Source organism: Leifsonia sp. NPDC058194 (assembly GCF_042883605.1).
Taxonomy (GTDB): Bacteria; Actinomycetota; Actinomycetes; order Actinomycetales; family Microbacteriaceae; genus Leifsonia.
Map to the genome: position 1 here is coordinate 194,163 of NZ_JBHVVL010000004.1, position 18,918 is coordinate 213,080.

Annotated in this window: 21 protein-coding genes; 12 read left to right on the forward strand and 9 right to left on the reverse strand. The window is 71.0% G+C overall.

Translation table 11 applies throughout. The annotated features are described in order from the left end of the window. Positions 1 to 34 precede the first annotated feature (34 nt). Positions 35 to 901, forward strand: coding sequence for a tRNA pseudouridine(38-40) synthase TruA (gene truA, locus ACFVU2_RS15845; RefSeq protein ID WP_387876154.1), 867 nt, complete (start codon positions 35 to 37; stop codon positions 899 to 901). Here the strand turns inward: truA and ACFVU2_RS15850 are convergent. From ACFVU2_RS15850 to ACFVU2_RS15870, 5 genes are all read right to left on the reverse strand, one after another. Beyond that, complete coding sequence (locus ACFVU2_RS15850) at positions 795 to 2,174, reverse strand: DUF6716 putative glycosyltransferase (RefSeq protein ID WP_387876157.1); 1,380 nt, start codon at positions 2,172 to 2,174, stop codon at positions 795 to 797. The genes truA and ACFVU2_RS15850 overlap by 107 nt on opposite strands. 1 nt (position 2,175) lies before the next feature. Then, positions 2,176 to 3,048, reverse strand: coding sequence for an N-acetylneuraminate synthase family protein (locus ACFVU2_RS15855; protein WP_387876160.1), 873 nt, complete (start codon positions 3,046 to 3,048; stop codon positions 2,176 to 2,178). Next, positions 3,045 to 4,247 (reverse strand): cytidylyltransferase domain-containing protein, encoded by a 1,203-nt coding sequence (locus tag ACFVU2_RS15860; RefSeq protein ID WP_387876163.1) that lies wholly within the window; start codon positions 4,245 to 4,247, stop codon positions 3,045 to 3,047. Before ACFVU2_RS15860 ends, ACFVU2_RS15855 begins: the two co-directional genes overlap by 4 nt. Before the next feature lie 106 nt (positions 4,248 to 4,353). After that, a complete protein-coding gene (locus ACFVU2_RS15865) occupies positions 4,354 to 5,001 on the reverse strand; it encodes a response regulator (protein WP_387876165.1) in 648 nt (215 codons plus the stop codon). Then, a complete protein-coding gene (locus tag ACFVU2_RS15870) occupies positions 4,998 to 6,218 on the reverse strand; it encodes a sensor histidine kinase (RefSeq protein WP_387876168.1) in 1,221 nt (406 codons plus the stop codon). Before ACFVU2_RS15870 ends, ACFVU2_RS15865 begins: the two co-directional genes overlap by 4 nt. A gap of 269 nt (positions 6,219 to 6,487) precedes the next feature. On the opposite strand from ACFVU2_RS15870, the gene rplM reads away from it, so the two are divergent. From rplM to glmM, 3 genes are read left to right on the forward strand one after another with little or no spacing between them, the layout of a single operon-like run. After that, positions 6,488 to 6,934: a 50S ribosomal protein L13 gene (gene rplM, locus ACFVU2_RS15875; protein ID WP_387876171.1), complete on the forward strand. Its 447-nt coding sequence runs from the start codon at positions 6,488 to 6,490 to the stop codon at positions 6,932 to 6,934. A gap of 48 nt (positions 6,935 to 6,982) precedes the next feature. Then, positions 6,983 to 7,495, forward strand: coding sequence for a 30S ribosomal protein S9 (gene rpsI, locus ACFVU2_RS15880; RefSeq protein ID WP_387876173.1), 513 nt, complete (start codon positions 6,983 to 6,985; stop codon positions 7,493 to 7,495). 27 nt (positions 7,496 to 7,522) lie between these two features. Beyond that, positions 7,523 to 8,884: a phosphoglucosamine mutase gene (gene glmM, locus ACFVU2_RS15885; RefSeq protein ID WP_387876176.1), complete on the forward strand. Its 1,362-nt coding sequence runs from the start codon at positions 7,523 to 7,525 to the stop codon at positions 8,882 to 8,884. A 28-nt stretch (positions 8,885 to 8,912) separates the two neighbouring features. Here glmM and ACFVU2_RS15890 read toward each other — a convergent pair whose 3' ends face one another. From ACFVU2_RS15890 to coaA, 3 genes are all read right to left on the reverse strand, one after another. Continuing rightward, a complete protein-coding gene (locus ACFVU2_RS15890) occupies positions 8,913 to 9,221 on the reverse strand; it encodes a helix-turn-helix domain-containing protein (RefSeq protein ID WP_387876178.1) in 309 nt (102 codons plus the stop codon). Positions 9,222 to 9,299: 78 nt separating this feature from the next. Then, positions 9,300 to 9,605, reverse strand: a complete 306-nt coding sequence (locus tag ACFVU2_RS15895) for a helix-turn-helix domain-containing protein (RefSeq protein WP_387876180.1) — start codon at positions 9,603 to 9,605, stop codon at positions 9,300 to 9,302. 89 nt (positions 9,606 to 9,694) lie between these two features. Further along, a complete protein-coding gene (coaA, locus tag ACFVU2_RS15900; RefSeq protein ID WP_387876183.1) occupies positions 9,695 to 10,660 on the reverse strand; it encodes a type I pantothenate kinase in 966 nt (321 codons plus the stop codon). Between the two features lie 42 nt (positions 10,661 to 10,702). On the opposite strand from coaA, the gene glmS reads away from it, so the two are divergent. From glmS to ACFVU2_RS15940, 8 genes are all read left to right on the forward strand, one after another. Next, positions 10,703 to 12,553 (forward strand): glutamine--fructose-6-phosphate transaminase (isomerizing), encoded by a 1,851-nt coding sequence (gene glmS, locus ACFVU2_RS15905; RefSeq protein ID WP_387876186.1) that lies wholly within the window; start codon positions 10,703 to 10,705, stop codon positions 12,551 to 12,553. A gap of 16 nt (positions 12,554 to 12,569) precedes the next feature. After that, entirely contained in the window at positions 12,570 to 12,926 is a 357-nt protein-coding gene (locus ACFVU2_RS15910) for a holo-ACP synthase (protein ID WP_387876189.1), read from the forward strand. Further along, on the forward strand, positions 12,923 to 14,038 hold the full coding sequence (gene alr / locus ACFVU2_RS15915; RefSeq protein ID WP_387876192.1) for an alanine racemase: 1,116 nt from the start codon (positions 12,923 to 12,925) through the stop codon (positions 14,036 to 14,038). The genes ACFVU2_RS15910 and alr overlap by 4 nt, the downstream gene beginning before the upstream one ends. Beyond that, a complete protein-coding gene (gene tsaE / locus ACFVU2_RS15920; protein WP_387876194.1) occupies positions 14,035 to 14,571 on the forward strand; it encodes a tRNA (adenosine(37)-N6)-threonylcarbamoyltransferase complex ATPase subunit type 1 TsaE in 537 nt (178 codons plus the stop codon). The genes alr and tsaE overlap by 4 nt, the downstream gene beginning before the upstream one ends. 9 nt (positions 14,572 to 14,580) lie before the next feature. Further along, positions 14,581 to 15,201, forward strand: coding sequence for a tRNA (adenosine(37)-N6)-threonylcarbamoyltransferase complex dimerization subunit type 1 TsaB (gene tsaB, locus ACFVU2_RS15925; protein WP_387876197.1), 621 nt, complete (start codon positions 14,581 to 14,583; stop codon positions 15,199 to 15,201). Further along, positions 15,198 to 15,683, forward strand: coding sequence for a ribosomal protein S18-alanine N-acetyltransferase (gene rimI / locus ACFVU2_RS15930; RefSeq protein WP_387876200.1), 486 nt, complete (start codon positions 15,198 to 15,200; stop codon positions 15,681 to 15,683). Before tsaB ends, rimI begins: the two co-directional genes overlap by 4 nt. After that, entirely contained in the window at positions 15,680 to 16,750 is a 1,071-nt protein-coding gene (gene tsaD, locus ACFVU2_RS15935) for a tRNA (adenosine(37)-N6)-threonylcarbamoyltransferase complex transferase subunit TsaD (RefSeq protein WP_387876202.1), read from the forward strand. The genes rimI and tsaD overlap by 4 nt, the downstream gene beginning before the upstream one ends. Before the next feature lie 118 nt (positions 16,751 to 16,868). After that, positions 16,869 to 17,591: a hypothetical protein gene (locus tag ACFVU2_RS15940; RefSeq protein ID WP_387876204.1), complete on the forward strand. Its 723-nt coding sequence runs from the start codon at positions 16,869 to 16,871 to the stop codon at positions 17,589 to 17,591. Positions 17,592 to 17,606: 15 nt separating this feature from the next. Here the strand turns inward: ACFVU2_RS15940 and ACFVU2_RS15945 are convergent, their stop codons facing one another. Continuing rightward, complete coding sequence (locus ACFVU2_RS15945; RefSeq protein WP_387876207.1) at positions 17,607 to 18,794, reverse strand: SAM-dependent methyltransferase; 1,188 nt, start codon at positions 18,792 to 18,794, stop codon at positions 17,607 to 17,609. Positions 18,795 to 18,918: the final 124 nt, after the last annotated feature.

Genomic DNA, 18,918 nt, shown 5'->3' on the forward strand with positions numbered 1-18,918 from the left:
GCCGCGTGGCCGGTCGGCTCCTTAGAATCGAAGGATGACCGACCTGGTGACGCGCTTCAGGCTCGACATCGCCTATCAGGGCACCGAGTTCAACGGGTGGGGCCGGCAGCCCGGCCTCCGGACCGTCCAAGGGGTTCTCGAGGAGGCGCTGGCGACGATCTTCCGCCGGGCAGGGACGGCTCCCTCCCTCACGGTCGCCGGTCGTACCGATGCCGGAGTCCATGCGATGGGCCAGGTCGCGCACGTCGATCTCGCGCCGGACCAGGTCGCCCTCTTGCGGAAGCCGCACGGGAAGCGTCCGCCTCTCGCCCCCCACGAGGCGTTGGCCCGCCGCCTGAACGGCGTGCTCGGTCCGGTGGCGGATGTGATCGTGACGCGCGCGACGGAGGCGCTGCCCGGCTTCGACGCCCGGTTCTCGGCCGTGTGGCGCCGCTACGAGTACCGGGTCGCCGACCGCACGTCGTTCCGCGACCCGTTGCAGCGGCACCGGATCGCCTGGGTGTCGTCGGAGCTCGACGAGACGCGGATGGACATGGCCGCCCACGGGTTGCTCGGGCTCCATGACTTCGCGAGCTATTGCAAGGCGCGCGAGGGCGCGACGACGATCCGCACCCTGCAGGCCTTCTCGTGGCGGCGCGAGGACGACGGGGTCCTCGTGGGGCATGTGGTCGCCGATGCGTTCTGCCACAGCATGGTGCGGGCGCTCGTGGGCGGTTGCGTCGAAGTGGGCGAAGGGAAGCTCGAACCGGGCGACCTCGTCGACCTCCGCGACGGGCAGCGCCGTACGAACGCGTTCAAAGTGATGCCGGCGCGCGGTCTGACCCTGCTGGAGGTCGGCTACCCCGAACCGGCGCAGCTGTCCCTGCGGGCGGAGCAGACACGGGCGATGCGCTCGCTCTGAGGCGGCGGATCCGTCGGACGACACGCTTCGACGACCGGATCGGGAGGCCGATGGCCAGCGCGACGCCGCCCAGAAGGCTGCGGTCGAAGGGCCCGAGTGCGATCTTGCGCTCCCACGCGCGCCGGAGTGCCCCTCCCCGGCTCCGGCGGACGGCCGGACGGTCGAGGAGGAGGCCGGCGTCGCGCGCAGTCATCAAGGTCTCGGTGCGTTCGGCCCAGTCGTCGTCGGCGCGGGGATGGAAGTAGTTGTCGTCGCGCCAGTCCGCTCGCACCGTGCCGAAACGCCCGGCGATCAGGTCCTCCGACGAACCCTCTGTGCCGCTGCCGACGAAGACCTCGTTGATGAGGCCGCGGGAGACCCCGAAGTCGGTGAGGGTCAAGGCGGGGACGCCGCGCCCCAGGGCCTCGATCATCGCGGTCGAGCTGACGGTGACGAGGGCGACGGCACGGTCGAGGTGCGCGTCCATCGGACCCGTCTCCACCGTCAGGTTGGCGGGTGCGCTCGGCGGGAGCAGTTCGGCGTACGGGAAGGCCTCGCGGTGCGTCTGCTGCTCGCCCCGCACCGCACGCGTCTTGATGACGACGCGCCACTCCGGATGCGCGACGGCGGTGTCGGACAGCCAGCCGACCAGCGCACGGCGGTCCTCCTCGGTGGCCGGGACGCTGGGCTGAGCCGCGAAGACGATCGCGTCGCGGCGGGTCGCACTCGACGACTCGGCGGCGCCCCGCTCGGCGGCGCCGCGGTCTGCGGCGCCGCGGTCCGCCCGGAGGAAGGGCAGCGTCGCGAGCGCGAAGTGCGGGGCGACTCCTCCCTCCTCGGCCAATGCGGCGTACTCCCGCACCTCGCGGCGGCTGTGGAGGACGAAGACATCGGCCCGGGCGCGCAGGAAGAGCCCCTTCCACTTCGCCGGGTACGAGATCCCGGGGAGCCCGGTGATGATGACCGGCCGTCGTCGCACCCGCCGGTGGAGCTGATCGATGAGCAGTTCCGCGACCGGGCCGAGGGTGGCGACGAGCACGGCATCCGGCGGATCGGCTCGCACCGCCTCGACGACGGCGTCGACGGTGACGGCGGCCGGCGGGTCGGCGGCCACCGCGGCGAGGCGTCGATCGATGCCGTGGAACGCCGAGCGCAGCTGCTCGGGGCTGGCGGCCGTCGGCGTCGCGATCGTCACGAGGTCGAGCTGCCACTCCGCAGGCGCGGCGGAGAGCAGGTGGGCGCCCCACTTGGCGAACGAGTCCGTGTCGACGACGCCCAGGACGCGCCGGGTCACCTCACGCACCCACCCGGCGCAGCTTCGACAGCGGGGCCAGCTCGCCGGGGAAGACGCGCTTCACGCCGTCGCCGAGCGCGGTCTCGATGATCCGGATGTCGCGGGCGAGGGTCTGCACGCCGTGCGGCTCGAGAGACGCCGCGTGATCGGAGCCCCACATCGTCCGGTCGAGGGTGATGTGCCGTTCGACGGCCGTTGCACCGAGGGCGATCGCGGCCAGCGAGATCTGTAGCCCGGGCTCGTGACCGGAGTACCCGATCGGCACGCCGGGGTAGCGCGCCGCCAGAGTCCCGATCGTCCGGAGGTTGGCCTCCTCGGCCGGCAGCGGGTAGGTGGAGGTCGCGTGCAGGATGACGAGCCGGTCGGTTCCGAGGGTCTCGACGGCGCGGTCGACATGCTCCAGAGTCGACATCCCGGTCGACAGGATCACCGGCTTTCCGGTGCCGGCGACGGCGGACAGGAGCCCGAGGTCGGTCACCGACGCGGACGCGATCTTGTACGCCACGACGTTGAGATCTTCGAGGAACTCGACTGCGGGCTCGTCCCACGGGGAGGCGAACCAGTCCAGGCCGCGCATGGTCGCGTAGTCGCCCACCTCGATGTACTGGTCGCGGTCGAACTCGACCCGGTAGCGGTACTCGAGGTAGGTCATGTCGCCCCACGGCGTGCTACGCGGCACGGCCTTCATGTGCTCGGGGGTGGAGATCTCCGGGGTGCGCTTCTGGAACTTCACCGCCTGCATGCCGGCGTCGGCGGCCACATCGATGAGCTGCTTGGCGATCTCGACGTCGCCGTTGTGGTTGAGCCCGATCTCGCCGATCAGGTAGGCGGGGTTGCCGTCGCCGATGTGCGAGCGGCCGATGTGCACGGTCATGATGCTCCGTTCCGTTGGGTGAGGACGAGGTCTGCGAGCTCGCGCACGGCGCCGTCCCCGCCGCGGCGGGCGAGGACGTGGCGGGCTGCGGCGAGCACGGCGGGATGGGCGTCTGCGACGGCGATGGGCCAGCCGACCGCTCCGAGTGCGCCGAGGTCGTTGACGTCGTTGCCGAGGTAGGCGACGCGGTCGAGCGGGATGCCGGTCGTCTCCGACCAGGCCCGCAGCGCCGCGGCCTTGTCGTCGATGCCGTGGAGCACGTCGACCCGCAGCTTCGCCGCGCGGGCGGCGACGACGGGATTGGTCTCGGTCGAGAGGATCAGCAGGGGCACGCCGGCCTCCCGGAGCAGGCGAACGCCCATCCCGTCGCGCCGGTTCACGACCACGCTCTCCGTGCCGTCGGTGCTGACGGTCGCCCGGTCGTCCGTGTGGACGCCGTCGAAGTCGGTGACCACGGCGTCCACGTCGATCGCCACGGCGTCATCCAGCAGCGGGTCAGCCTGCAGCGATACGTCCAAAAGCGGAGCGACGGCCTCGGCGGCGACGAGGTCGGCCGGGTCGTCGATGTCGATCGCGCCCCGCGGGTCGACCTCGGCGAGCTCGATGCGCCCGTAGAAGCGGTGCCCGGCTGCGCGGAACCCGTCGGCGCGCAGCGCGTAGAAGGCGCCGGTCTCGCGGTATTCGGCTGCACGGTCCTGGCGGCGGGGACGAACCGTCGCATCGTGGTTGACTGCTGCAGCCGTGCCGTCAGGCGCCACCCGCCAGAGGAACGCGTGCGAGGCGGTCGCCGCGAAGACCACGTCGGCGCCACCGGAGAGCACCCGCGACACGGCCGCGTCGAGATCGGCCGGGTCGACGAACGGGGACGTCGCCTGCATGAAGAGGAGCACCTCCGGGCGCACCCCGCGCTCGGCGAGCGTGTCGAGAGCATGCAGCAGGGCGGCTTCCGAGGAGGCCTCGTCTCCCGACAGCGCAGCGGGCCGCTCGATCGTCTCCGCTCCGGCCTGGACGGCGGCAGCTGCGATCGCGGCCCCATCGGTGCTGACGTAGACCGCGTCGACGAGTTCCGCGGCGACGGCCGCGTGAACGGCACGCGCGACCAGGCTGCGTCCGGCGACCGGCGTCAGGTTCTTGCCGGGGATTCCTTTGGAGCCGGCGCGGGCCGGGATCACCGCGACCACGCGGACGGGGGAGTGCATGCCGGCACGCTACGGAGACGGCGTGACCGGGCGGGGGACGGGACGCGAACGCGCGCCGTCCGGCTGTGGAACCGTTCAGGAACGTTCGAGGACGCTCAGGCGGGTGTCAGCGCACGAGACCGTTCTCATACGCGAACGCCACCAGCTGAACGCGCGAGGCGAGACCGAGTTTCTGCAGGATGCTGCGCATGTGGCTCTTGACGGTCGTCTCCGAGATGAAGGCGACCTGACCGGCCTCGGCGTTGCTGAGGCCTCGGGCGGCCAGGAGGAACACCTCCTTCTCCCGGGCCGAGAGGGCGGCGATCGCCTCGGTGCGCGGGGGCCGCACGCGCTCGCCGCCGAAGAGCGCGGCCGTCTCCTTCGGTGCGATCACGGAGTGGCCGGCATGGACCGTGCGGATGGCGGCGAGCAGGAAGTCGGGCGTCGTGTCCTTCATCACGAAGCCGTCCGCCCCGGCGCGCATCGCCCGGGCGACCGCCTCGTCGCGTTCGAAGGTGGTGAGGATGACGATGCGGGGCGCGTCCTCGCCCGTGACCGTCTCGCGGATGCGCGCCGTCGCGTGGATGCCGTCGAGCAGGGGCATGCGCAGATCCATGAGCACGACGTCGGGGCGGTCGCGCACGACCAGCGCGACACCCGCCTCGCCGTCGTGCGCGGATCCGGCGAACTCCAGATCGGGCTGCGCCTCCAGGAGCATGCCGATGCCGGAGCAGAACAGCGGCTGGTCGTCGACCACGGCGACGCGGATGCTCACGCGCTCACCGCCTGCACGCGGGGGATGAAGGCCGTGACGAGATAGCCGTGCCCGTCGTCGCTACCATCACCGTCATCCGGCCCCGCCTCGAGCCACCCTCCCGCGAGCCGTGCCCGCTCCCGCATCCCGTGGAGGCCGCGGCCGCCGTCCGCCGTCCCTCCGGCGTCCGGAGGAGCGGCGGCGCACGACGACGCGACGGAGATCGTCATGCCACCGCCGCGCGCGTCGAGCACCACCCGCGCGGTCGCATCGGCACCGCCGTGCTTCAGCGCGTTCGTCAGCCCCTCCTGCACGATCCGGTAGACGGCGAGCTCCTGCACGGCGGTCAGGCCGTCCGGTTCTCCGTACCGCTCGACGGAGACGGACAGCCCGGCATCGCGCATCCGGTCGATGAGCGGTTCGAGGTCGTCGACGGCCGGCGTCGATCCGCCGTCCGGCTCCGCGACGAGCGTCTCGATCAGCATGCGCACCTCGGTGAGCGAGGTGCGGGCCGCGACGGCGATGGTCTCGAGCGACTGCGACATCGCCTGAGGCCGTTCGCCGGCCAGAGCGCGTGCGCCGTCCGCCTGCGCCAGGATCACCGAGAGGGAGTGGGCCATGATGTCGTGGACGTCCTGAGCGATCCGCTCGCGCTCCTCCGCGATGATCGTCTCGCTCTCCGCCACCCGGAGTTCGGCCGTCGCACGGGCGAGCTCGTGCTCGCCGTCGCGCTTCCTTCCCCAGACCCCGATGAGCGTGCCGATGAGCCACGCGACCGCTCCCGCGGCGGCGCAGAGGACGAAGAACGAGGCCCGGGCAGACCCATCCGCCCGCCCGACCCCCAGCCACCAGGCGAGCAGACCGGCGATCGAGAGCCCGGCACCGACGGCGAAGACCAACGCGCCGACCCGCATCCTCCCCTCGACCGTCGCGGAGACGACCAGGATGACGACGGCGTAGCCGAGATAGGCGAGCGGCTCGTCGAAGATCCCGGCGGGGAAGAGCAGCTGGCCGAACAGCACGGCCGTCGCGACGGCCATCGCGACGATCGGCTGGAGTCGTGAGAGACCGATGGCGACGGCGACGAGCAGAAGAGCCGTCCAGAAGGGCACCGTGGTGCGGAGTGTGCCCGGGCCCAGCTGGTGCCTGCCCACTTCGGCCATCGCCCAGAACGTGAAGTAGACCACGGCGATGACGGGCTCGAGCAGCCAGCGGCTTCGGAGGAGGAACGATCTCATACCGGTCACGCTAGGGGGAGGCCGGCGCCCGAACGGCCGAATCGCACCGAAATCCTCCCCAGGGCGGAGACGCCCCGCCCGCGGGGAGCACCGGTTTGACCGGCCCCGGGCGTGTCGCGTAGTATTGACCCTTGGTGTCCGCGCCTCCTGCGGCGCGGCATGCGAACGTGAGCCCTCCACCGGCACGGTTCCCGCCTCATCGAGACGAGAACCCCCATCGGAGTGGGATTCACGAACTCCTCCGTTCGATACAGAAAGCAGCCACTACTGTGACGCGCACTTATTCCCCGAAGGCAGACGAGATCCAGCGCGACTGGGTCGTCATCGACGCGACCGACGTCGTGCTCGGCCGTCTGGCCAGCCACACCGCCGCCCTCCTGCGCGGCAAGCACAAGGCGACGTTCGTCCCCCACCTGGACTCGGGCGACTTCGTCATCATCATCAACGCGGAGAAGGTCGCCCTGACCGGTCAGAAGGCCGTTCAGAAGAAGGCCTACCGTCACTCGGGCTACCCGGGCGGGCTCAAGGCGACCACCTACGCCGAGCTCCTCGAGAAGAACCCGATCCGCGCCGTCGAGAAGGCCGTCCGCGGCATGCTCCCGAAGAACTCCATCGGTCGCGCCCAGCTTCGCAAGCTGAAGGTCTACACCGGAAACGAGCACCCCCACGCCGCCCAGCAGCCGAAGCAGTACACGCTCGGCCAGGTCGCCCAGTAGGCGATTCCAGACCTTCACGACTGACAGAGACAAAGGATTATCACCATCGTGGCGAAGATCGCAGACAGCATCGACTCGGCTCAGGCCGAGAACGTCCAGGCCGAGAACGTCGAGTCCTACTCGACCGAGACCCCGGCCACCGAGGCCCCGGCCGCCCCGCGCGCCGTCCTCTCCGTTTCCGGCGGAGCCGTCGGCCGCCGCAAGGAGGCCATCGCGCGTGCGCGCCTGGTCCCCGGCTCCGGCACCATCACGGTCAACGGCCGTGAGTTCGCCGACTACTTCCCGAACAAGCTGCACCAGCAGCTGATCAACGACCCGTTCAAGGTGCTCGACCTGCTCGGCTCCTACGACGTCGTCGCCCGCATCACCGGTGGCGGCCCCTCGGGTCAGGCCGGCGCCCTGCGTCTGGCCATCGCGCGCGCTCTGAACGAGATCGACCGCGACAACAACCGCCCGTCCCTCAAGAAGGCCGGCTTCCTCACTCGCGACGCCCGCGTCACCGAGCGCAAGAAGGCCGGACTCAAGAAGGCCCGCAAGGCGTCGCAGTTCTCCAAGCGCTAACGACTCCGAGCGTTTAGGCTGCCGATCATGCCACGTCTTTTCGGAACCGATGGAGTCCGCGGACTCGCCAACGGTAGCCTCACCGCCGACCTCGCGCTCGGCCTCGCTCAGGCAGCTGCTGCTGTCCTGACGCGAGGCCGCAGCGCGGAGGCGCGGCGTGCCGCCGGCAAACGGCCGACGGCGATCGTCGCCCGCGACCCACGCGTCTCGGGCGAATTCCTGTCTGCGGCCGTCGCCGCGGGCCTCGCCAGTTCCGGAATCGACGTGTTCGACGCGGGAGTCATCCCGACGCCGGCGACCGCCTTCCTCATCGCCGACTTCGACGCCGACTTCGGCGTCATGGTCTCGGCCTCGCACAACCCGGCCCCGGACAACGGCATCAAGATCTTCGCCCGCGGCGGCACGAAGCTCCCCGACCAGGTGGAGAACCGCATCGAGGAGCACCTGGGCCTCGACAAGCTGACCCCCACCGGCGGGGATGTCGGACGCATCCGCCGCTTCGCCGACGCGGAGGACCGCTACGTCGTGCACCTGCTCGGCAGCCTCCCGCACCGCCTCGACGGCATCCACGTCGTCCTCGACTGCGCCCACGGCGCCGCCGCCGGCATCTCGCCCGAGGTCTTCACCGACGCGGGCGCCCGCGTCACCGTCATCGGGGACTCCCCGGACGGCATGAACATCAACGACGGAGTGGGCTCGACCCACCTCGACAACCTCGCGAAGGCCGTCCTGGCCGCCGGCGCCGACGTCGGGATCGCCCACGACGGCGATGCCGACCGCTGCCTCGCCATCGACGCCGACGGCAACGTGGTCGACGGCGATCAGATCATGGCGATCCTCGCGCTCGGCATGAAGGAGCGCGGCAAGCTCAAGGACGACACGCTCGTCGCGACCGTCATGAGCAACCTCGGGCTGAAGCTCGCCATGCGCGACGCCGGGATCCGCATCGTCGAGACGTCGGTCGGCGACCGCTACGTGCTCGAAGAGATGAACAAGAACGGCTACTCCCTCGGTGGGGAGCAGTCCGGCCACGTCATCATGAGCGAGTTTGCCACGACGGGCGACGGGATCCTCACGGGCCTGCACCTCCTCAGCGAGATGGCCCGTCAGAACAAGCCGCTGTCCGAGCTCGCGAAGGCGATGACGATCTACCCGCAGGTGATGGTCAACGTCAAGGGCGTGGACCACCACGCGGTGCACACCGACGAGGAGCTGCAGGCGGCCGTCGCGTCCGTGGAGAAGACGCTCGGGGACAGCGGACGGGTGCTCCTGCGCCCCTCCGGCACCGAGCCTCTGGTGCGCGTGATGGTCGAGGCGGCGGACCAGCCGACGGCCGAGCGCCTGGCCCAGGAGCTCGCCGACGTCGTGCGCGATCGACTGACGGTCTGATCCGCCGAGCGGTTCGCGGCGTTCCGCGTCAGCGGCCTTCTTGCTGCCGGCGTGCCGCGATGTAGTCGAGCGCCGAGTACGGTCGCTCGGTCTCCGGGAGCATGCCCGCGTCGGCGAGCCCGGACATCAGGGTGCCGACATCGAGCGAGAGCGTCATCGCGAGCTGGACGATCGTCGTCAGGGTCGGATTGCCCGCCCCGCGCTCGAGGCGGCCGTAGTTCGCCAGATCCACACCGCTGAGGTGGGCGATGTCGTATTGGGAGCACCCGAGTTCGATGCGGCGTGCGCGCAAGCGCTCCCCGAAGACGCGGGAGGCCTCGGAGCGTTGGCGCGACATGCTCTCAGCATCCGCTCCCCGGATCTATCAGGCCAGTGGGTGAGGGCGTCAGGCATCAGAGCATGAGGTGCACATGCCTCATGACTCCTGCGCCCGCCGGGCCGCGATGAAGTCGGCGACGGAGTAGGCGCGCTCGCGCTCCGGAAGCATCGTCTCTCCGTAGAGGCCGGCGAGGAGCCGTGCGGGATCCGTGTCGAGCGCAGTCGCGAGACGGACGATCGTGTGCAGCTCGGAGTTCGCCTCGCCGCGCTCGATGCGACCGTAGTTCGTCACGTGCATGTCGGCGAGGTTCGCGATGTCCTCCTGGCTGACGCCCAGGGCGATGCGCGCCGCCCGAACCCGTTCGCCGAACAGTCGTGCGGCCTTCGATCGCGGTGTAGCCATGCCTCATGACTACGGGAGTGACGATTCGCAGACCAGAGTCCCGGCACGTGAGCCGCACGCGCCAGAGGCATGAGTGCCTCAGGATCGCCTCAGAGCTTGCGCAGCAGGACCGAGCTCACCGTGTGGTCGGCGTCCTTGCGGAGGACCAGCTTCGCTCGCGAGCGGGTCGGCCGGATGTTCTGGAGCAGATTGGGCTCGTTGATGCGCGACCAGATCGAACCGGCACGCTCCCTCGCCTCCTCCTCCGTGAGGTCGGCGAAGCGGTGGAAGTAGGACTGCGGGTTGGCGAATGCTCCGCGCTGGAGCTTCAAGAACCGCTCCTGGTACCAGCGGGCGATGTCCTTGGTCCGGGCGTCGACGTAGACGCTGAAGTCGAAGAGATCGCTCACGGCGAGACGGTTGCCCCCGCCGGCCGGCTGGAGGACGTTGAGGCCTTCGACGATCAGCACGTCCGGCCGCCGCACCACGACCTCCGCGTCGGGCACGATGTCGTAGCTGAGGTGCGAATAGAACGGTGCGCGCACCTCGGGTGCGCCGCTCTTGATCGCCGTCACGAACCGCAGCAGGGAGCGCCGGTCGTACGACTCGGGGAACCCCTTGCGCTCCATCAGGCCGCGTCTCTCGAGCTCGGCGTTCGGGAGTAGGAATCCGTCCGTCGTGACGAGTTCGACCCGGGGGGTGTCGTCCCAGCGGGACAGCAGCTCCCGCAGGAGTCGGGCGATCGTCGACTTGCCCACGGCGACCGATCCGGCGACACCGATGACGAAGGGGGTGCGCTCGGCTCGCTCGCCGAGGAAGTCGCTCGTCACCCGGTGCAGCTGCCGTGCCCCGCCGACGTAGAGGTTGAGCAGGCGGCTAAGCGGAAGGTAGACCTGCTCGACCTCGCGCATGTCGAGCGGGTCGCCCAGACCGCGCAGCTGCACGATCTCGGTCTCCTTCAACGGCAGTTGCGTGTTCTGCGCGAGTTCGGCCCAATCCGCCCGGTCCAGCTCGACGAAAGGAGTGCTGGAGTCGCCGCCTGTGGGTTCGCCGCGACCGGCGCCGTTGTCACGCATAGGCGACAAGTCTAGGCGGTGCCCCAGGTTAGAATCGGGTCCATGTGTGGAATCGTGGGGTACGTCGGTACCGATAAGAGCGTCGAGGTCCTTCTCGGTGGGCTGAAGCGCCTGGAGTACCGCGGGTACGACTCCGCCGGCATCGCCGTGATCGGTCCGGACGGACGTCTCGGCACCGCGAAGAAGGCGGGCAAGCTCGCTGCTCTGACCGGCGAGCTGGAGGCCAACCCCATCCCCAACGGGAGCACCGGGATCGGGCACACCCGCTGGGCGACCCACGGCGGACCGACCGATCGGAACGCGCACCCGCACCTCGGCGACGACGGCAAGCTCGCCGTCATCCACAACGGCATCATCGAGAACTTCGCGACGCTCAAGGACGAGCTGCTCGCCGACGGTTTCGAGTTCGAGTCCGAGACGGACACCGAGGTGGCCGCCGTGCTGCTCGGCCGCGAGTACCGCACCACCGGCGACCTCGGAGAGGCGTTCCAGCGCGTCGTCTCGCGGCTCGAGGGCGCCTTCACCCTCCTCGCCCTCCACAAGGACCAGCCGCACGTCGTCGTCGGCGCGCGCCGCAACTCCCCGCTGGTGATCGGCCTCGGCGAGGGCGAGAACTTCCTCGGCTCCGACGTCGCGGCCTTCGTCGAGCACACCCGCCGCGCGATGGCGATCGGGCAGGACCAGATCGTGACCATCACGCCCGACGCCGTCACCGTCACCGACTTCGCCGGCGCACCGGTGGAGGTCGAGCCCTTCGAGGTCGCCTGGGACGCCTCCGCGGCCGAGAAGGGCGGCTGGTCGTCGTTCATGGCGAAGGAGATCGCCGAGGAGCCCGACGCCGTGGCGAACACCCTGCGGGGCCGGGTCGCGGACGGCGAGGTGCACATCCCGGAGCTCGAGGCCCTGGGCGATGCGTTCTTCACCGGCATCGACCGGATCACGGTCGTCGCCTGCGGCACCGCGGCGTACGCAGGCCTCGTCGGTTCGTACGCGATCGAGAAGTGGGCGCGCGTTCCCGTCACGGTCGAGCTCAGCCACGAGTTCCGCTACCGCGAGCCGGTCATCACGGACGGCGCGCTCGTGATCTCGATCAGCCAGTCCGGCGAGACGATGGACACCCTCATGGCCGTGAAGTACGCCCGTGATGCAGGGGCCAAGGCGATCTCGGTCTGCAACACGCAGGGTGCGACCATCCCGCGCGAGTCCGATGCCGCGCTGTACACGCACGCCGGCCCGGAGGTCGCCGTCGCCTCGACGAAGGCGTTCGTGGCGCAGATCACCGCCCTGTACCTCTTCGGACTGCACCTGGCCCGCGTGCGCGGTACCCTCTCGGACGCGCAGCAGCGCGACGCGGTGGAGGAGCTGGCCGCCGTCCCCGAGAAGATCGCCGCCGTGCTGGAGTCGCACGAGACCATCGCCCAGCTGGCCCGCTGGATGTCGGACACCCGATCGGTGCTGTTCCTCGGCCGTCATGTCGGCTACCCGATCGCGCTCGAAGGCGCGCTCAAGCTCAAGGAGCTCGCGTACATCCACGCCGAAGGGTTCGCCGCCGGCGAGCTGAAGCACGGCCCGATCGCCCTGATCGAGCCGGGTCAGCCGGTCTTCGTGGTCGTGCCCAGCCCGCGCTGGTCGGACGAGCTGCACAAGAAGGTCGTCTCGAACATCCAGGAGATCCGCGCGCGCGGCGCCCGCGTGATCGCGATCGCCGAGGCGGGCGACGCTGCCGTCCTGCCGTTCGCCGACGAGGTCATCCGCATCCCGCTGGCCGCGCCGCTCTTCGAGCCGCTGCTCGCCGTCGTGCCGCTGCAGATCTTCGCGATGGAGCTGTCGGCCGCCAAGGGCCTGGACGTCGACCAGCCGCGCAACCTCGCCAAGTCCGTCACCGTCGAGTAGCAGAAGGCGTCGCGACGTGATCGCTGGCATCGGCGTCGACGTGGTGGACCTGGCGCGGTTCGCCCGGTCGCTGGAGCGGACGCCGAAGCTGCGCGAGCGGCTCTTCACCGCGGCCGAGCGCGGCCTGCCGGTGCATTCGCTCGCAGCGCGCTTCGCGGCGAAGGAGGCGCTGATCAAGGCGCTGGGAGGCTCCGAGGGCGTGCGCTGGCACGACATGGAGATCGTCCCCGATGAGGAGAGGAACCCGGGTTTTGTGCTGCACAACGTGGTCGAACGTCAGGTGCGCGAGCGCGGCATCGCGCACATCCACGTCTCGATGTCGCACGACGCCGGGATCGCGACCGCGTTCGTGATAGCGGAGACCGCCCCGTGAGCGCCTTCCGCGAGCTCGAGGTCGATCTGGATGCGCTCGCCTCCAACGTCGAGCGGATGCGCGCCCTCGTCGGCACGCCGCACGTCATGGCCGTCGTCAAGGCGAACGCCTACGGCCATGGCGCCGTCGCTGCGGCGCGCGCCGCGCTGGCGGGCGGCGCCGACTGGCTGGGCGTCGCCGACCTCGACGAGGCGATGCAGCTGCGCCGGGCCGGCATCGACGCTCCGGTGCTGGCCTGGCTGCACTCCCCGGACGAGGACTTCCGGCTGGCGGCCGAGGCCGGCGTGGACGTCGGGATCTCCTCCCTGGCGCAGCTGGAGGCCGCGGCCCGTGCGGCACGCACCGTCACGCCGCTCGCCGTGCACATCAAGGTCGAGACCGGGTTGAGCCGCAACGGCGTCGCCGAGGAGGACTGGGATACGGTCTTCGGCCGGGCCCGTGAGCTCCAGGACGACGGGACGATCCGCGTCCGCGGCATCTTCAGCCATCTCTCCAACGCGTCGGACGACGACGATCGCGCGGCGATCGAGGTCTTCGAACGCGGGCTCGCCCGTGCAGCGTCGGCCGGTATCGAGCCCGAGTTGCGGCACATCGCGGCCAGCGCCGCCGCCATCGCGCTCCCCGAGTCGCGCTACGACCTGGTGCGGCTCGGCCTGTCGATCTACGGGCTCTCGCCGTACGGCGCCGATTCCGCGCGCGAGATCGGCCTGCGCCCGGTCATGACCGTCCGTGGTCGTGTCGCAGCCGTGCGCCGCGTACCCGCGGGCAAGGGCGTCTCGTACGACTACACGTACCGCACCGATCGGGAGACCACTCTGGCGCTCGTGCCGCTCGGGTACGCGGAAGGCGTTCCGCGGAGCGCCTCGAATACGGCGCCCGTCTCGATCGGGGGCCGCACCTTCCGCATCTCCGGTCGGGTGGCGATGGACCAGTTCGTGGTCGACGTCGGCGACCACGAGGTGGCCGTGGGCGACGAAGTCGTGCTCTTCGGGGATCCCGACTCCGGGGTCCCGTCGGCGTACGACTGGGCCGAAGCGTGCGGGACGATCAGCTGGGAGATCGTGACCCGGCTCGACGGACGCGTGGAGCGGACGTTCCGAGGGGAACGATGAGCGGCATGCCACCCCTCGTGCCGCCGATCACGCGGACCGTCGCCACGCGGGAGGACATGCACGTCTTGGGAGTCGAGCTGGCCGCGATCCTGCGCCCGGGCGACCTCCTGGTGCTGTCCGGACCGCTCGGTGCGGGCAAGACCACTCTCACCCGGGGGATCGGCGAGGGTCTCGGCGTCCGCGGACCGGTCACGAGCCCGACCTTCGTCCTGGCGCGCACCCACCCGAGCCTGGTCGGCGGCGCCCCACTCGTCCACGTGGACGCCTACCGTCTGTCGAGCGCGCTCGAGCTCGACGACCTCGACATCGACTACGCCCGCTCGGTCGTCGTCGTGGAGTGGGGCAGCGGGATGCTCGACGGCGTCGCCGAATCCTGGCTGGAGGTCGCGATCGAGCGTCCGACGGGGGCGGACGCGTCCGCCGGAGCCGACCTGGGGAGCGGCGACGAACACGACGACGAGCTCGACGCGGACGAGCCCCGCACCGTCGCGATCACGGGCTTCGGGCCGCGCTGGACGGCTCGACCCGCCTAGGCTGGAGACATGCTTCTCGCCATCGACACCTCCTCCGGGACGAGCGTCGCCGTGGTCGACCGGGACGCCGGTGTGCTGTCCGAGGTCGTCGAGGCCGACACGATGCGCCACGCCGAGGTGATCGGGACGCTCATCCGCGAAGCCCTCGACCTCGCGGGGGTCCCGGTGTCCGCGCTCTCGGGCGTCGTCGCGGGCATGGGCCCGGGGCCGTTCACCGGACTCCGCGTCGGCATCGCCGCGGCGAAGGCCTTCGCGATCGGTGCCGGGCGGCCGCTCGTCCCCGTGGTCAGCCACGACGCGATCGCCGCCGGGCACTATCGCACGGGGGCCGGAGGGCCGCTTCTCGTGGTGACCGACGCGCGCCGGCGCGAGCGCTACTGGACGGCGTACTCCGGCATCGATGAGCTGGGTCTGCCGATCAGGTCGGACGGACCCGGTCTCGGCCGGCCGGACGAGCTCCCGCATCCGGGGATCGCTCGTGTCGACGCGACGGTGGTCGATGCCGGGCTGCTCGGGATGATCGCCGAGATCCGTTTCGCCAACAAGCGTCCGTTCGACCCGGACGAGCCCCTCTATCTGCGTTCTCCCGATGTGACGCTGTCGGCCGGCCCGAAGCGGGTGACCGCGTGACCGCCTGGGAGTTCCGGCGCGCTGCGGACGCCGACGTGCCGGCGATCATGGAGCTCGAGCACGCCCTGTTCGTCAACGACGCCTGGTCCGAGCGGTCGATGCGCTCCGAGGTCACCGGCCAGCACGGTTACTACCTCGTCGCCTTCCCTCCGGGCGAGCCGGAGAGGATCGATGCCTACGCCGGTCTCCTCGCGCCGCAGGGCGCGGGCGAGGGCGACATCCAGACCATCGCGGTCGCGCCGCATGCACGCAGGCAGGGGCTCGCGCGCGCACTCATGAACGCGCTCATCGGGGAGGCCCGCTCGCGCGGGGCGCGCGAGATCTTCCTCGAAGTGCGTGCGGACAACCCGGGTGCGCAGGCCCTGTACGTCTCCCTCGGCTTCGAGGAGATCGGCGTGCGTCCCCACTACTACCAGCCGGACGGAGTCGATGCCATCGTGATGCGGCTGACCGTCCCGACCCCGGAGACGACGATCGCATGAACCGCGACGAACCCCTGGTCCTCGGTATCGAGACGTCCTGCGACGAGACGGGTGTCGGGATCGTGCGTGGCACCACCCTGCTCGCGAACACGATCGCCTCCTCGATGGAGGAGCATGCGCGGTACGGCGGCGTCGTGCCCGAGGTCGCCGCGAGGGCGCACCTGGAGGCCCTCGCCCCGACCCTGCGCACCGCGGTCGCCGACGCGGGGATCGACCTGTCGGACGTGGACGCGATCGCCGTGACCAGCGGACCCGGCCTCTCCGGCGCCCTGATGGTGGGGGTCGGTGCTGCGAAGGCGCTCGCGGTCTCCCTCGGCAAGCCGCTCTACGCCGTCAACCACCTGGTGGGCCACGTCGGCGCCGACCTCCTCGACGCGTCGGGAGGCCCGGGCCACCCCGTGGAGCTGCCGACGATCGCCCTCCTCGTCTCGGGCGGTCACACGTCGCTGCTCCTCGTGCGCGATCTCGTCTCCGACGTGGAGCTGCTCGGCGAGACGATCGACGATGCGGCCGGGGAGGCGTTCGACAAGGTCGCGCGAGTGCTGGGCCTGCCCTACCCCGGCGGCCCGCAGATCGACCGGGTGGCCGTCGACGGCGATCCGCGGGCGATCCGATTCCCGCGCGGGCTGACGAAGCCGAAGGATCTGGAGCGTCATCGCTACGACTTCTCGTTCTCGGGGCTGAAGACGGCGGTGGCCCGCTGGGTCGAGCAGAGGCAGGACGCCGGCGAGGAGGTGCCCGTCGCCGACGTCGCCGCCTCCTTCCGCGAGGCCGTGGTGGACGTGCTGCTGACGAAGGCGGTCGCCGCGTGCCGCGACCACGACGTGCCGCGGCTGCTGCTCGGCGGCGGAGTCGTCGCGAACGCGCGCGTGCGCCAGCTGGCCGCCGAACGCACGCGCGATGCAGGAATCGAGCTGCGCATCCCGGCGCTGTCGCTCTGCACCGACAACGGCGCGATGATCGCGGCCCTCGGCGCGCAGCTGGTGATGGCGGGGCACGAGCCCAGCGAGCTCACCTTCGCCGCCGATTCGACGCTTCCCGTCACCGAGATCCAGGTGGCCCGCTAGCCGCCGACCGCTGTGTCGTCGCGGGCGCTGCGTCGTTGACACCCCGCAGCGGCGCTGGGACGATGGGATGGCCCAGGGAGTTCCCAGAAACTCCCGTAGCTAGAAGGAGATGCGGAACATGACCGATCCGAACGCGCCCGCCGGCCCCACGGACCCCGACGCCCAGAACGGAGCGGTCCCGCCCGCGGAGCCCGTCGTCCCGGCCGCGCAGGAGCCCGCTGCGCCCCCTGTTCCCCCCGCCGCTCCGGCTCCTGCCGCTCCCGCCGCTCCGGCGCCCGACGCCGGCGCCGTGCCGCCGGTGGCGCCTCCCGCGCCGCCCGCCGCTCCCGTCTACGGCCAGCAGCCTCCTGCGCCCTACGGCCAGCAGCCCCAGGCTCCGTACGGCCAGCAGCCGCAGGCGCCCTACGGTCAGCAGCCGCAGGCGCCGTACGGTCAGCAGCCGCAGGCGCCGTACGGTCAGCAGCCGCAGGCGCCGTACGGCCAGGCTCCCTACGGCCAGCAGCCCGCGGCGCCGGGATACGGCGCGCCCGCCTACGGTCAGCCGGCGCCGGGGTACGCGCAGCCGTACGCGGCTCCCGCCAAGTCGCCGATCCTGAGCATCCTGTCCCTCATCGGCGGCATCCTGGGCATCGTGCTCAACATCGCCTGGGGCGTCGGCGTGCTGTTCGGCATCGCGGCCGTCGTCCTCGGATTCCTCGGGCGCAGCAAGGAGCCGCAGGCGAAGGGCTTCTGGCTCACCGGACTCATCCTCGGCTTCGTGAGCATCGCGATCGCCATCATCGTGTGGATCGGCCTGGCGATTCTGTTCGCGAGCTTCAGCGCCAGCTACAACACGTACTGACGTTCCCCGGCGGCCTCAGAGCCGCTCGGCCAGCAGCGCGGTGTGCCGGCCGGCGATCCTGGTGAGGATCAGGGTCGCCGACCGGTGCCCGCTGAGCGCGAGGCGCTTGCGGAGCGCGGCAGGGTCCACGTCGACGCCGCGCTTCTTGATCTCCAGAGTCCCGATGCCGCGTTCCCGCAGCGCGCGCTTCAGGTCGCGTTCGCCGTACGGCAGCGCCTCGAGCACGCGGAAGCCCGACGCGAAGGGCGTCTCGACGGCGGTGTCCGCTGTGATGTATGCGATCCCATCCGCGACCATGCGGCCCCCGAGTCCGCGGGCGAGATCTCCGATCAGGCGGGCGCGGATGACCGCGCCGTCCGGTTCGTAGACGAATTCGCCGAGCTCGCCCGTCTCGGCGTCCTCGCTGTCGGCGTCGGCCGTCAGCTCGTGCGACTCGTCGCCGCGGAGCACGAGGGCCGCACGGCGCACGCCCGGTCGTGCCAGGGCGCCGAACCACAGGCCGAGCTCGACCACCTGGCCGTCCGACGAGATCCACTGGGCCTCGGCGGTGGACGGGATGAGGTCCCGGTCGAACCCGGGACCGAGCTTCAGGCCGACCGATCTTCCCGTCGCGATCTCGTAGGCGAAGCCGAGCGACGGCGTGTAGTCGTCGGGGTCCGTGAGCCGTTCCGTCTGCGCGTGCCCGGCCGTGCGGCGGGCCGGATCGAGGAAGACCCCGTCGACGTTGCGGAGGTCGGTCTGCTCGGCGCGGCCGTGGACCACCTCTGCGGTGGGGAACGGGGCGAGGTTGTACGCGGCGATCGCAGCGGTGACCTCGTCGGCCTCGACCGCGGTGACCTCGAGGTCGATCGCGGCGAACGCCAGCGCATCGCCGCCGATCCCGCAGCCGAGGTCGGCGACGCGGGTCAGGCCTGCGTTCCGGAAGCGGCCGGCGTGCCGTGCGGCGACGGCCAGCCGGGTCGCCTGCTCGAGGCCGGCCTCCGTGAAGAGCATCCGGGAGGCGAAATCGCCGAACTTGGCCACGGCCTTGCGGCGGAGCTTCGACTGGGTCAGGACGGCGGCGACGAGGCCGGGGGAGTGCCCCTTCTTGCGCAGATCGGCGACGAGGCGCACGATGTCCTTCTCGGTCCGATACGGGGGCAGGGAATCGAGCAGCCGGAGCCCTTCCGGGCTCAGCAGTTCGACGAATTCGGACCGTTCCATGACCCTCACGCTACCTCTTGGCACTCACGTTGCGGGACTGCTAACGCACCCTCTAGACTCTCGTTAGCACTCGCAGTGCGAGGCTGCTAACTCACGTCTTCTGTCAAGACACCGTTCGTCAAGG

Bases quoted from the DNA above. Each gene is read 5' to 3' on its own strand.
- truA (WP_387876154.1), top strand. From the start codon at position 35: ATGACCGACCTGGTGACGCGCTTCAGGCTCGACATCGCCTATCAGGGC.
- ACFVU2_RS15855 (WP_387876160.1), bottom strand. From the start codon at position 3,048: ATGACCGTGCACATCGGCCGCTCGCACATCGGCGACGGCAACCCCGCC.
- ACFVU2_RS15860 (WP_387876163.1), bottom strand. From the start codon at position 4,247: ATGCACTCCCCCGTCCGCGTGGTCGCGGTGATCCCGGCCCGCGCCGGC.
- ACFVU2_RS15870 (WP_387876168.1), bottom strand. From the start codon at position 6,218: ATGAGATCGTTCCTCCTCCGAAGCCGCTGGCTGCTCGAGCCCGTCATC.
- glmM (WP_387876176.1), top strand. From the start codon at position 7,523: ATGCCACGTCTTTTCGGAACCGATGGAGTCCGCGGACTCGCCAACGGT.
- ACFVU2_RS15890 (WP_387876178.1), bottom strand. From the start codon at position 9,221: ATGTCGCGCCAACGCTCCGAGGCCTCCCGCGTCTTCGGGGAGCGCTTG.
- ACFVU2_RS15895 (WP_387876180.1), bottom strand. From the start codon at position 9,605: ATGGCTACACCGCGATCGAAGGCCGCACGACTGTTCGGCGAACGGGTT.
- coaA (WP_387876183.1), bottom strand. From the start codon at position 10,660: ATGCGTGACAACGGCGCCGGTCGCGGCGAACCCACAGGCGGCGACTCC.
- glmS (WP_387876186.1), top strand. From the start codon at position 10,703: ATGTGTGGAATCGTGGGGTACGTCGGTACCGATAAGAGCGTCGAGGTC.
- tsaE (WP_387876194.1), top strand. From the start codon at position 14,035: ATGAGCGGCATGCCACCCCTCGTGCCGCCGATCACGCGGACCGTCGCC.
- tsaB (WP_387876197.1), top strand. From the start codon at position 14,581: ATGCTTCTCGCCATCGACACCTCCTCCGGGACGAGCGTCGCCGTGGTC.
- tsaD (WP_387876202.1), top strand. From the start codon at position 15,680: ATGAACCGCGACGAACCCCTGGTCCTCGGTATCGAGACGTCCTGCGAC.
- ACFVU2_RS15940 (WP_387876204.1), top strand. From the start codon at position 16,869: ATGACCGATCCGAACGCGCCCGCCGGCCCCACGGACCCCGACGCCCAG.
- ACFVU2_RS15945 (WP_387876207.1), bottom strand. From the start codon at position 18,794: ATGGAACGGTCCGAATTCGTCGAACTGCTGAGCCCGGAAGGGCTCCGG.